At 71.5% G+C, this 11,714-nt stretch carries 9 protein-coding genes; 5 read left to right on the top strand and 4 right to left on the bottom strand.

Annotated elements, in window-relative coordinates; all coding sequences use genetic code 11:
• Positions 1–5 precede the first annotated feature (5 nt).
• Positions 6–1,004, bottom strand: coding sequence for an alpha/beta hydrolase family esterase (locus WMF11_RS39035; RefSeq protein WP_437974403.1), 999 nt, complete (start codon positions 1,002–1,004; stop codon positions 6–8).
• Between the two features lie 241 nt (positions 1,005–1,245).
• Between WMF11_RS39035 and WMF11_RS39030 the strand changes: the two genes are divergently transcribed.
• The 4 genes from WMF11_RS39030 (at position 1,246) to WMF11_RS39015 (ending at position 5,989) form a co-directional block, all read left to right on the top strand.
• Entirely contained in the window at positions 1,246–1,878 is a 633-nt protein-coding gene (locus tag WMF11_RS39030) for an RNA polymerase sigma factor (protein WP_437974402.1), read from the top strand.
• A complete protein-coding gene (locus WMF11_RS39025; protein ID WP_437974401.1) occupies positions 1,869–3,170 on the top strand; it encodes a FecR domain-containing protein in 1,302 nt (433 codons plus the stop codon). Before WMF11_RS39030 ends, WMF11_RS39025 begins: the two co-directional genes overlap by 10 nt.
• A gap of 98 nt (positions 3,171–3,268) precedes the next feature.
• On the top strand, positions 3,269–4,321 hold the full coding sequence (locus tag WMF11_RS39020; RefSeq protein WP_437974400.1) for a hypothetical protein: 1,053 nt from the start codon (positions 3,269–3,271) through the stop codon (positions 4,319–4,321).
• A gap of 75 nt (positions 4,322–4,396) precedes the next feature.
• A complete protein-coding gene (locus WMF11_RS39015; protein ID WP_437974399.1) occupies positions 4,397–5,989 on the top strand; it encodes a hypothetical protein in 1,593 nt (530 codons plus the stop codon).
• A gap of 30 nt (positions 5,990–6,019) precedes the next feature.
• Here the strand turns inward: WMF11_RS39015 and WMF11_RS39010 are convergent, their stop codons facing one another.
• Positions 6,020–7,012, bottom strand: a complete 993-nt coding sequence (locus tag WMF11_RS39010) for an amidohydrolase family protein (RefSeq protein WP_437974398.1) — start codon at positions 7,010–7,012, stop codon at positions 6,020–6,022.
• A gap of 256 nt (positions 7,013–7,268) precedes the next feature.
• On the opposite strand from WMF11_RS39010, the gene WMF11_RS39005 reads away from it, so the two are divergent.
• Positions 7,269–8,063, top strand: a complete 795-nt coding sequence (locus WMF11_RS39005) for a hypothetical protein (RefSeq protein WP_437974397.1) — start codon at positions 7,269–7,271, stop codon at positions 8,061–8,063.
• Between the two features lie 272 nt (positions 8,064–8,335).
• Here WMF11_RS39005 and WMF11_RS39000 read toward each other — a convergent pair whose 3' ends face one another.
• Together WMF11_RS39000 and WMF11_RS38995 are read right to left on the bottom strand one after the other, a co-directional pair.
• Positions 8,336–8,986: a LolA family protein gene (locus tag WMF11_RS39000; protein ID WP_012239600.1), complete on the bottom strand. Its 651-nt coding sequence runs from the start codon at positions 8,984–8,986 to the stop codon at positions 8,336–8,338.
• Positions 8,987–9,033: 47 nt separating this feature from the next.
• The gene (locus WMF11_RS38995; RefSeq protein ID WP_437974396.1) at positions 9,034–11,532 is read right to left on the bottom strand and encodes a cytochrome c peroxidase; all 2,499 of its coding nucleotides are present in this window, start codon (positions 11,530–11,532) and stop codon (positions 9,034–9,036) included.
• Positions 11,533–11,714 lie beyond the last annotated feature (182 nt).

The following is an 11,714-nucleotide window of genomic DNA, read 5'->3' as shown; positions in this document are numbered from 1 at the left end:
GCCCGTCAGAGCTCCGAGAACAGGCCCCAGAAGGCGCCGGGCGCGAGCGCGTCTTGCCGGTCGTGGCCCTTGCCGCTCGTCTCGCACCAGATCACCGGATAGCCCGCGTCGCAGCCCTGATAGCGAGCGCACGGCGCGGGGTCCTCCGGCACCGGCGCGGCCTCGGCGTCGCAATGGTTCAGCTCGAGGAGGCGATCGCGCTCGGCGTGATTGCGGTCGATCGTGTTGTCCTCGTCGTCCGCGTCGTGGATGAAGATGCGCGCCACCCGCCCCACGCAATCGCGCGGCGTGCCCGGCGTGCCGCCCGAGACCGTGCCGGTCGCGCGGAGTTTGTCGCCGCGCTTGCACTCGAGCATGTTGATGAGCCAGGAGCCGCTGCTGTAGCCCGCCGCGAACACGCGCGACGTGTCCGCGCAGGTGTTCGCGAGCACGTCCGCCAGCATCTCATCGAAGAAGGTCAGATCCGGTCCGTTCGACGAGGCATCCCAGCAGACGCCGTCGGAGACGCCGGCGCCGCGCACCAGGATCGCGTCGTCGCCGGTCACGTTCTGCATCGGGACGTTGTTCGTCGCGCTCGAGCAGCCGTGGAACATGAAGACGACGGGATAGGCGCGCGTCGGCTCATAGTTTTCGGGCAGCCGCACCCACCAATGCCGCTCGACCGACGCGATGGTCTTCGCGGGCTGCTCGACCCATTCGTTGAGCGCCTGGCTCGGTGCCTTTTCGCAGCCCGCGCTCGGCGTCGCGCTCATGCCTCCGCCTCCGCCGCCGCCAGCGCCTCCGTCGCCGCCAGCGCCGGAGCTGGCAGCCGTCACGCCCGACGAGCCGGCGCTGGCAGCGCCGCCGCCGCTCGTCACACCGGCGCTGCCCGAGCCGCTGGCCGAAGAACCCCCGCTGCCGGCGCCGCCGCCTGCTCCAGACACCCCGCTCGGCGAGTCTTCACTCTCACAGGCCGTGGCGAGCGCCACGGCGAAGATCGCCCCCCACGTGCTTCGGCTGATCATCGAGCTCGGCTCCTTCCCCGTCGCCCCGGACCGGCGGCGAGCGTTCCGAAGATAGCCGAATCAAAACGCTCGAAACCCGATCAATCCTGCCTCGGCGGTCTCGGTCCCGCCCTGCAAAGCCCGCCCTCGCCTCGCGCGCCAGCGCTCATGCATCAGCTCGCCGGGCGGGAGCGCAGGGCGTCGCCGCACGCCCGCCCTGAGCCGTTGCGGCGGAGGCCGGCCATCTTAGAGGCTGCCCCCCATGTCCGTGCACCTCCGCGTCGTTGGAAAGCCCCGCCCGCCGGACCGCCCTGCCGGCGCGCAGGTCACCTCACCCGACATCCTGCGCGGCCTGCACGCTCGGAACCCCGCGGCGGAGCGCCGCCTGCTCGACACCTATGCGGGCCTCGTCGAGCGGATGCTGTTTCGCATCCTGGGCGACGTCCGGAGCCTCGAGGATCTGGTCCAGGACGTGTTCGCCCGGGTGTTCTCCCGCATCGACGACGTGCGCGAGCCCGACGCGCTGAAGCCCTTCATCACAAGCGTCACCGTGTTCGTCGCGCGCGAGGCGCTCCGCAAGAGGCGCAGGCACCGCTGGCTCGCGTTCTTCGCGAGCGACGAGCTGCCGGAGGTCGCGGCCAGCGCCGATCCGGAGGCCCGGCAGGGCGTGCGTGCCTTCTACCGCGCCCTGGAGACGCTCGACGCCGACGATCGGCTGGCCTTCACGCTGCGCATCGTCGAGGGCCAGGAGCTCGCGGAGGTGGCCGCTGCGTGCAAGGTGTCGCTCGCCACCGTCAAGCGCCGGATCCAGCGCGCGGAGCTCGCGTTCGTCGAGCGCTGCAAGAAGGACGAAGTGCTGTCTTCCTGGCTCGCGGAGGGCGACCGATGGACCTGAGGACCAAAGACGTCGCGGCCGTGGGGCGCCGGGTCGCCGCGCACCAGGATGCCGCGCTCGAGCGGCGGGTGCGGCCGTCGACCACGGATCGACTCGAGGCGATCTACCGCAAGGAGGCCGCGCTCTCGCTGAGCGCCGGGGCGGCACCCCGCTCGCGGCGGCTCGGCGTCGCGCTCGCTGCGGCGTGCGTCGCCGCTTCGGTCCTCTGGTTCGTGCTCTTCCGGCCGGGAGATCCGTTGACCTACCAGGTCGCGGGGGCGCCGGGCGCCGTCGGCCGGTGGGTGGCGGCGGACGCGTCGCAGGTCGGGCTCGATTTCTCGGACGGGTCGCGCGTGGACCTCGCGCCCGGGACGCGCGCCCGCGTGACCGAGGTCGGCCCCCGGGGCGCGAGCGTCCTCCTGGAGCGCGGCTCGCTGCGCGTGCGTGTCGTGCATCGCGACGACACCCGGTGGGTCGTGGCCGGGGGGCCTTTCGAGGTCCACGTGATCGGCACCGAGTTCGACATCACGTGGAACACGGAAGCCGAGGAGCTCACGGTCTCGATGATCACCGGCCGCGTGCGCATCCTGGGCCCCTGCGTCGACCCCTCGGGGCGCGCCCTCGCCGCCCCCGAAGCGACGCGGCTGGCGTGCGCGGCTCCTCGATCCGCCGCGCCGCGGGCGTCGTCGCCGGCGCCTGATCCGGAGGCCACCCCCTCCGCGCAGCCTCCCGCGCCCCTCCCGGGCGCGAGCGCCGCCGCATCCGCGCCCGCGCCCGCCCCCGCGCCACCCGCCCTTGGCTCGCCGCGGCCCCGCGCGGATGAGCCCCTGGCCGACGCCCCCGCCGAGCGCTGGCGCGCGCACCTCGCCGCGGGCAAGCTCGGCGAGGCGCTCGCGGACGTGGAGCTCCTGGGCATCGACACGGTGCTCGGGCGCGCCGGCGGCGCGGAGCTCGTCGATCTCGGCTCCGCGGCGCGGCTCTCGCGCAAGCCGGACGTCGCGGCCAGGTTCTACGAGGCGGCGCGGCAGCGGTTTGCCGGGAGCGACGCCGCGGCCGCTGCGGCGTACCACCTCGGCCGCATGGCGTTCGACGGGCGCGGCGCCTGGGCGGAGGCCGAGCGCTGGTTCGCCGTGTACCTCGCGGAGAGGCCGCGGGGCGCGCTCGCGCCGGAGGCACTCGGCCGCTCGATAGAGTGCGCGAGGAACCTCCAGCTCCGCGCGCGCGCCCGCGAGCTCGCCGCGCGCTACCTCGCGGCGTACCCGAACGGCGCCCACGCCGGGCTCGCGGCGACGCTCGCCCATGGGGCCGATTGAGGGATCCGTTCGGCACCCTGAACGCTGGATCGAGCCTCCTCCCGCGGAGGTCGCGGCCGCCGCGCCGGCGCCGCCTGCGCTCGCCGGGGGCGCGCGCCGTGGCGAGCTCGATCGGCTGCGCGCTCGTCGCTTTGCTGGCGTTCGTGGCGTTCGCAGCGCCGTGCTCCGCCGAGGAGGCGCCGCCGATCACGGTCGTCGCCGGCGCGCGCGGGGCGCTGGCGTACCGGCTCTCGCAGGAGCTCGAAGCGGCGGGCCTGCAGGTCCACGTCCAGGCGGGCCCGGCGGCGGCTGGTGCCGGCGGGCTGCTCATCGTCATTCCCGAAGGCGAGGGGGGAGCCATCGAGATCTGGTCGGACTCGAGCGGGCGCGCGGACCTGGTCGCGAGCGTGGCGCCCGACGGCCCGCTCGACACCCGGGTGCTCCGCGCGGCTGAGCTGGTGCGGGCGCTCCGGTCGACGGCGTCGACGGCCGGGGCCCCCGCCGGAGCCGTCGCACCGGAGCCGGCGGCCGTCGCGCCGGCCCAGGTCCAGCCCTCTCCCGCCGCGCCTCCCGCCGCGTTGCCCGGTGAGGCATGGCGGAGCCCGCCGCTCCGCGCCTGGGCGACGCCCTCGCCGCCGTTCGCGGTGCCCGCGGCGCCCAGGGCCCCGCTCGTCGAGGTCGGCGTCGCGATCGCCGCGGGATGGCAGGCGCCTGGCGCCTCGCTGGCGCTCGATGCCTCGCTCCGGATCTGGCCCTCGGCCCGGATCGGCGCCGGGCTCCTGGCGGACCTGTCGATCGTCGGTCCGGACATCGAGGCGTCGGAAGGCAAGGTTCGCTTTCGCCGCTCGCTCTTCGGCGCCGAGCTCACCCTCGCGCCCATCGAGAGGAGCCGTCGGTTCGGACTCGTCCTCTCCCCCGGCGTGGGTCTCGGTTACGTGAGCGCGTCCGGCGATGCGAGACCGCCCTATATCGACAGCGACGAGTCCACGTTCACCGCCTTGGTGTACGGGCGAGGCGAGGCGCGTTTCCGGCTCGTCGACTCCGTGGTTCTCACGGCGGGTGCGCTCGGCGGCGCGGCGATCCCGCCTGTCGACATCCGGTTTGCAGGACGGGTGATCTCGACATTCAGCCCGCTCGCGTCGTTCTCGCTCGGTGTCGTCGTCCAGCGGTGAGCCGCCGCAACGACAGGCGGCCATTCATAGGAGCAAGCCACGCGCACTTCTTCAATCGAGATCGGAGAGACCTCCTTGAAACAGCTCCTCGTACCTGGATGCACCGCGCTCATGACGCTTGTCGCCGCATGCGACAGAATCCCGCTCGATCCCATACGCGATGAGGGCGCCGGGGGTGGCGCGACCGGAGCGGGCGGGGCCGGCAGCGGCGGTGCAGGCGGCGCAGGCGGCAGCGACGCCGCCGTCAGCAGCGGTGGCGCAGGCGCCGGTGGCGCAGGCGGCAGCGGCGGCGCAGGCGGCAGCGGCGGCGCAGGTGCCGGCGGCGCCGTCGGCAATGGCGATCCTCTGTGGAGCCGGCACTTCGCCGCGAACCCACGCCAACCCCACGTCTGGGTGGGCAGCCGCATCGCCGTGGACGACCCCGGCAACCTCGTCGTCGCGACGACGGTTGCCGATGGCGTCGACTTCGGCGACGGTCCGCTCTCGACCGGGGGCGCCCTGGCCTTCGCCCTCGCGAGATTCGACGGCGAAGGAGAGCCCCTCTGGCACAAGGAATTCCCCGGTTCCGTCTACCCGCATGACGTCGCGGTCAACCAGGCGGGGCTCATTGCCGCGACGGGGGTGGTTTACGGGACCGGCGTCGACTTCGGAGGTGGTTTGCTCGTGGGGCAGGAGTCGGGTGGCGACGCCTTCGTGGCCGTCTTCACGGCAGACGGAGATCACGTATGGTCGGCTCGGGTCGGCGTCGATGGTGATCAATGGGCGGACAGCCTCGCCATGGATGCAGCCGGGAACGTCGTCGTGGCAGGGACGTTCATGGGCCAGATCAGCGTCTGCGGCGCCTCGCTGACCAGCGTTGGTGACATCGACTCGTTCATCGCGAAGTTCGACCCTGCGGGGAATTGCCTCTGGAGCAAGCAGCTCGGCTACACGGAGATCCACAACGTCGCGCTCGACGCGTCGGGCAGCGTCGTCCTTGCCGGCAGCTTCGGCGCCTATTTCGCCGAGGCGATCGACCTCGGCGGCGGGCCGCTGACCACCGCGGGCAGCGAGGATATCTTCGTGGCGAAGCTCGACGCTGACGGTGAGCACGTCTGGAGCAAGCGGTTCGGCGACGAGGCGCTCCAGAGGGCGTATGGCGTCGCGGTCGACGGCGCTGGAAACGTCGTCATCAGCGGGACCTTCCTCGGGACCGTGGATTTCGGCGCAGGTCCGCTGGTGAGCGAAGGAGGGTACGGTCCTCTCGAGCCCGGCTCTGTCACGTGGGGCGGCAACGCCTTCGTGACCAAGCTGAACCCGGCGGGCGAGCTCCTCTGGGCGAAGCGCCTCGGGCAATATGGGCCGCAGACGGCGCTGGACGTCGCGGCGACCGTGGACGGCGAGCTCGCGATCACCGGCTTGATCTACGGCGACGTCGACTTCGGCACGGGCCTGATGGACTGCACCTATGGCGATGCCTTCGTCGCGAAGCTCGATGCGGCGGGCACGGTCCGCTGGGTGAAGCACACCGGCGGCAGGGAGCAACAGTACGGCTATTCCACGGCCATGGACGCGACCGGCGACGTGTACGCCGCCGGGCCGTTCCTCGGCACCATCGACTTTGGCACGGGGCCGCTGGTGGCTCCGACGTCTACCCGGGCGATCTTCCTCGCGAAGTTCGGCCCCTGAGGCCGCGGCCGGCGGCCCGCGAGGCGGCCCTCAGCGCAAGCAGGCGCCGAGCCATCGCGCGGCGTTCTGTCCGAGGGCGGGGCCGAGGAGCTCGGGGGGCAGGTGAAGGCCCTGATAGGTGCCGATGGTGCGGGCCGGCTGATCGGCGGTTTGACGAAAGAAGCGAAACTTGTCCTCTTTCAAGAGACCCATGTTCGACTCCACCTGCAGGTCCCACAGCTCCATGGACATCGGGTCGAGCCCGCTGGTCACGAGATCGGTCCCGAAAAGGAAGCGCTCGGGCCAGCGAGAGAACAGCCTGAGGAGCTGGGCGCGCTCCCGCTCGAGGCTCGCGAAGCCCTCTGTCGCCGGGCCGGCGGAGCCATGGCTCGTGTCGACGAGGAGGCGCGGAAACGCCTCCATCAGGGACTCCATGCGCGCGAGGTCGGTGCGGCTGCCGCAGAGGTGCGCGCACACGAGCTGCAGGTCGGGGAAGGCGCGCAGGACCGCCTCGAGCTCGCTCCTGTAACGGACGGTGTTGGCATGAAGCAGAACCGGAACCGCCTGATCCGCGAGCGCCTGCCACATCGCCTGGTGCGAGGGGTCGTCGAGGGGACGCTCATGGAAGAGGTTGTGCCCCTGATAAAGCTTCACGCCGCAGGCGCCTCGGCTGCGCAGCTCGGCGAGGTACGCGAGATCGTCGTGAACCAGATCCAGGGTGACGAAGGGAATGAGCTTTCCACGGTGAGCCGCCGCGGCGTCGAGGACGATGTCGTTGCCCGCGCGGTAGCCGGAGAGGCCAGCGCCGCCGCGGCCGCTGGTCAGGTCCGGGCTCGCCAGGATGACGGCGCGATCGACGTGATGCTTGGCCATGTGCGCGAGCAATGGTGCCACCGCGCTGGCCTCCGTCAGGTGCACATGGATGTCGATGACCTCCTGGCGGGCCGGCGGAGGCGGCGACGAACGGCACCCCAGGACGGCGGCGAGCGCAGCGCCCCACGCGATGCTCCGGAAGCGAGTGCCGCGAAAGGCGCGCGAGCTCATCGAATGAGGATGGTGAGGGCGGCGGCCACCACGAGCGCGATGAGAGGCGATCGAGCGATGCGGATCCATCGCCGGCAAGGATACGCCGCGGCGTGGATGGCGCCATGAGAAAGGAGAGAGTCGTGAAATATGAAGAATTGATGTGAGCGGATGATTCGCTTCTGAGCCTGCTTTGCGCGAACGCTCGATGTTCGCGCCTCGAGGGCGAAGTCTCGCCCTCGAGGTGGTTGTTCATTTGTGCCCAGTGGAGTTATCTATGTCGCTCATTCGTAGCTCGGTTCGTCTCATGGGGTTCGCGGCGCTCTGCGCTTCTTTGTTTGGAACGACATCTTGCTCGCGCTGGCTGGACGATGGCGCGGGCTCAGGCGCCGAAGGCGGCGGCGGCAGCGACGCCAGCGGCAGTACCGGCATCAGCGGCAGCGCCATCAGCGGCAGCGGCGCCACCAGCGGCAGCGGCGGCAGCGGCGCCACCAGCGGCAGCGGCGGCAGCGGCGCCACCAGCGGCGGCGGTGGCAGCGGCACGGGTGGGGCTGGTGTAGGCGGGGCCGCGACCGGGGGCGGCGGAGAGCCTGTTTGCGCAGACGACGCCTACGAGGCGAACGACGCGTCCGCCTCTGCGGCTCCGCTCGCCTATGACCATACCGACGACAGCCTCGGTCCCAGCGCGTGGTTTTCGAAGATCGACTTCGTCCTCTGCCAGGGCGACGAGGACTGGTACCTGCTCGACACCACCTCTCTCGGGATCGAGGAGGTCAACTGGAGCCTTCGTGTCCTGGCCTCCGGGGCAGGGCTGTGCGGCTCGGGTTGTGAGCAGTACACTCCGCCCCCCGGCCCGGAGAACACGTTGATCGTGGAGGTCTACAGCGCTGCCACGATGGAGCTCCTCGGGGCTGAGGAGAGCGATCATGGACGCGTATGGCTCGACGGAGGGGGCGCGGATTCGGCGAACGATCTGCTGCTCCGCGTCTATGGGCCGCCCGAGGCGAGCTACCCGTACGACATGAGCTTCGTCGCCAAGTCCTATGAAGGGGAGGACGAGTGCGAGTGCTGATCTTCACCTAGAGCGACAAACGGGTTGAAACCACGAGAAAAAGCAGGAATTTCACAGGGAGGCGGGGAGGCGGGGAGCGAGAGACAGCAAGAGGGAGAAATTCATTTCTTCTTCCTCCCCGCCTCCCCGCCTCCCTGTGAAAATTCTCCGGGTTTTGACGTGATAGGTGTTCTAGCGCCGCGACGCCCGCGTTCTTTTCTGCTTCCGTGTCCCGGGGGGCCGGGCGGCCCGGCGCTGCCCCGCGCGCCGCCGGGCACGCGCTCGGCGCCCGCTCAGCCCTGCTTCGGCGCCTTCATCCGCGCCGGATCCACGCTCACGTCCCGCGCCACCTTGCCGAACGCGATGACGCTCCGGTCGCCGTTCCGCTCCTCGATGACCACGCGCCGCACCGACCACAGCTCCGGCCCCGAGGTCATCTCGAGGCTGCGCACGTGCTTCGCGACCTCCTCGGCCCGCGGCCGCGCCGCCAGCGTGATCCCGTCCGCGCGGCTCGGGATCGACAGATCGTAGCGCGCCCGCAGCTTCCCGAGATCGCCGCCGAGCAGCACCAGGAGGTCCGACAGCACCGCCCCGAAGCGCCCCGCCGCGCCGCGCCCCGCGCCCGCCGCGCCCTTCGGCGTCGCGAAGCCGAACCCCTCGGGCGTGATCCAGTAGGTGATCGCGTCCGGCGGCTTCAGCTCCCACCGGAGCCGGTCGGGCAGCACCAGCGTCATCTCGCCGTCGCTCTTCACCGCCGTCGCCAGCAGGCCGATGCTCCGCTCCTGGGTGAACGGCGCGACCAGCGTCTTCACCGACGCGCGCGCCCGCGTGATCTCGGCGAGCGCGTCGCCCACCTCGTCCGCGCGCGCGCGGCGCGCGTGGCTGCCGATCGACAGCGCCCCGCCGCACGCCGCGAGCCCCATCAGGAAAGATCGTCGCTGCATCCTCGCCTCGTCCTCTGACATGGTCATGTCAGACGAGCGGGCCGCGCTCAATCCGCAATGGGCTTCGGCGTGTTGGGCCCGCTCTCCGGCAGGTCCGGCTTCGCGATGTATTCCTTCGGGAGATCGCCCGTCAGGGACTTGAGCCACACGACGATCTGCTCGACCTGCGCATGGGACAGGTCCTTGCCGAGCTGGTGCTTGCCCATGAGCCGCACCGCCTCTTGCAGCGACGAGACGGACCCGTCGTGGAAGTACGGCGCCGTCATGGCCACGTTGCGGAGCGTCGGCACCCGGAAGACCATGAAATCAGCCTGCTTCTTCGTGATCTCGAAGACGCCGCGGTCCATCGTGTCGGGCCACGACCGCACGAGGCCGAGCTTCTGGAACATCGTCGCCCCGACGTGCGGGCCGAAGTGGCACGTCACGCAGCCGACCTCGACGAAGGTGTTGAACCCTTCCTTCTCCGCGTTGGTCAGGGCCTCGGGCTCCCCCTCCAGGAACAGGTCCCACCGCCCGCGCGTGATCAGCTTGCGCTCGAACGCGCCGAGCGCCTTCGCGGTGTTGTTGGCGTTGACGGGCCACGGATCGCTCGGGAACGCCCTGCCGAACGCCTTCACGTACTCGGGGATGGAGCGCAGCGTCGCCTCCAGCCGCACCGGCGTCATCGCCATCTCGCTCGGGTTCATCATCGGCCCGTTGGCCTGGGCCTCGACGTTGTCGAAGCGCCCGTCCCACATGAGCGAGAAGAACCCCGCGGAGTTGTACACGCTCGGCGTGTTGCGGCGGCCGCTCTGGTGCGCGTGCCCGATCGACACCTTGGCGCCGTCCGCGCCGTAGCGGTCGAGCGGGTGGCACGAGTTGCACGAGAGGTCGTGGTTCTTCGAGATCCGCGTCTCGTAGTAGAGCATCCGGCCGAGGTTGATCTTCTCGTCCGTGAGCGGGTTGCTCGAGGACGTGATGACCGCCGGCAGCGGGTTGAAGCTCCCGAGCCGCTCCGGATCGATCTGCACGGCCGGCTCGGCCGCGGCGGACGCGCCCGGCGCCGCGGTGGGCGCGGCCGGGGCGGCGGCCGCCGGCGCGGGCTGCGTCTCGCCGGTCGCCGGGGCGGACGCGGACGCCGTCGTCTTCTGCACCAGCCAGGCGCCGACGCCGGCGCCCGTCGCCGCGACCAGCGCCGCCGCCACCACGAGCGGGGCCGCCCTGCTGCGGGGGCGCACGTGGGCGGTGGGCTGGTCGCCCGCCACGATGATCGTCTTGTGGAAGGGCACGGAGGTGCCCGAGACCGTCCTCGACGGCGGCGGGCCGTCCGGGAGCCCGCGGATCAGGAGGCCGTGCGGGGTCACGTGGTGGCCGCTCTGGGTCGCGTGGTGGTGACCGCTCTGGGTCGCGTGGTGGTGACCGCTCTGGCCGAGGGCCCCGCTGTGCGTGACGTGCTCGGGCCAGCTGCGGGGCGTCCCCACGGGCGTGGGCGGGCGCCGCGTCGAGAAGTCGCCGGGGTCCGGCCAGCTGCGGGACGTGCTCCCGGGCGTCGGCGTGCGGCTGCGGGGCGTCCCCACGGGCGTGGGCGGGCGCCGCGTCGAGGCGTCGGGGTTCGGCGGCCCCTGCGAGGGCGGCGGGATGTCGGCCTGCACCGAGTCGGGCAGGGGCCGCAGCATGCTCTCGTGGATCGAGATGCCGTGCGGCAGGAGCATCCGGCACTCGTCGAGCATCTCCGCCGCGCTCTGGAAGCGCAGGTTCCTGTCGATCTGGAGCGCGCGCTGGACGATCTCGGAGACCTCGTAGGGCACCCAGGGCGCCAGCGTCTGGATGGGCGGCGCCGGGGTCGAGCAGATCGCGACGATGAGCTCGCCGAGCCCCCGCGAGTTCCTGTAGGGGGTGCGCCCGGCGAGCATCTTGAAGAGGACGATGCCGAGCGACCAGACGTCGGTCCGGCCGTCGACGTCCCGCATGTTGCGCGCCTGCTCGGGCGACATGTAGATGGGCGAGCCGATCAGGTTGCTCGTGGCCGTGAGCTCCTTCTGCTGCTCGAAGGTGTCGTCCTGGATCTTGGCGACGCCGAAGTCGAGGAGCTTGACCGCGTACTCGCCCCCGTCGCGCCGCGCCAGGAACAGGTTGGCGGGCTTGATGTCGCGGTGGAGGACGCGCGCGTCGTGCGCCTTGATGAGGCCCATGCACGCCTGGGCCACGATGCAGAGCGCGAGCTCGGGCGGCAAGGGGCCGAGCCGCCGGAGCATCTGGTCGACGTCCTCGCCGTTGAGCAGCTCCATCACGAGGAAGGGCAGGCCGGTCGCGCGGTCCCTGCCGCTATCGAGCACGCTCGCGATGTGCTCGCTGTCGATCGCGCCGGCCGCCCTGGCCTCGCGCTCGAAGCGGGCCATCACCGCCTCGTCCTGCGCGAGCTTGCTCGTGATCACCTTGACGGCGACGCGGCGGCCGGTGCCCAGGTGCCGTGCCTCGTAGACCGCCCCCATCCCGCCTTCCCCGAGCAGCCCGAGGATGACGTACCGTTGATCGAGGGTCGTGTTGATCAGGTTGATGTCCGTCATGGTCTGGTCGACCCGGTCGCCGCTCCGATGCCGCGACCTTGGCGCCCCGAATCGCATTGTCGGACGGAAGGTCGCGCTAGGCAATCTTGCGGTAAGGCCACGCCGGACGAGAGGTGTCCCACCTCCGGTGTATGGGCGTGGGAGAGAGGGCACCCCGAAACCACGCCGAAAACTTGCGATTT

Source organism: Sorangium sp. So ce295, from assembly GCF_051527405.1.
In the GTDB taxonomy this organism is placed as follows: domain Bacteria; phylum Myxococcota_A; class Polyangia; order Polyangiales; family Polyangiaceae; genus Sorangium; species Sorangium cellulosum_B.
The sequence above is the reverse complement of the archived record's forward strand: the minus strand, read 5'-3'. Positions and strand labels throughout refer to the sequence as shown.

Bases quoted from the DNA above. Each gene is read 5' to 3' on its own strand.
- WMF11_RS39035 (WP_437974403.1), bottom strand. From the start codon at position 1,004: ATGATCAGCCGAAGCACGTGGGGGGCGATCTTCGCCGTGGCGCTCGCC.
- WMF11_RS39030 (WP_437974402.1), top strand. From the start codon at position 1,246: ATGTCCGTGCACCTCCGCGTCGTTGGAAAGCCCCGCCCGCCGGACCGC.
- WMF11_RS39025 (WP_437974401.1), top strand. From the start codon at position 1,869: ATGGACCTGAGGACCAAAGACGTCGCGGCCGTGGGGCGCCGGGTCGCC.
- WMF11_RS39010 (WP_437974398.1), bottom strand. From the start codon at position 7,012: ATGAGCTCGCGCGCCTTTCGCGGCACTCGCTTCCGGAGCATCGCGTGG.
- WMF11_RS39005 (WP_437974397.1), top strand. From the start codon at position 7,269: ATGTCGCTCATTCGTAGCTCGGTTCGTCTCATGGGGTTCGCGGCGCTC.
- WMF11_RS39000 (WP_012239600.1), bottom strand. From the start codon at position 8,986: ATGCAGCGACGATCTTTCCTGATGGGGCTCGCGGCGTGCGGCGGGGCG.
- WMF11_RS38995 (WP_437974396.1), bottom strand. From the start codon at position 11,532: ATGACGGACATCAACCTGATCAACACGACCCTCGATCAACGGTACGTC.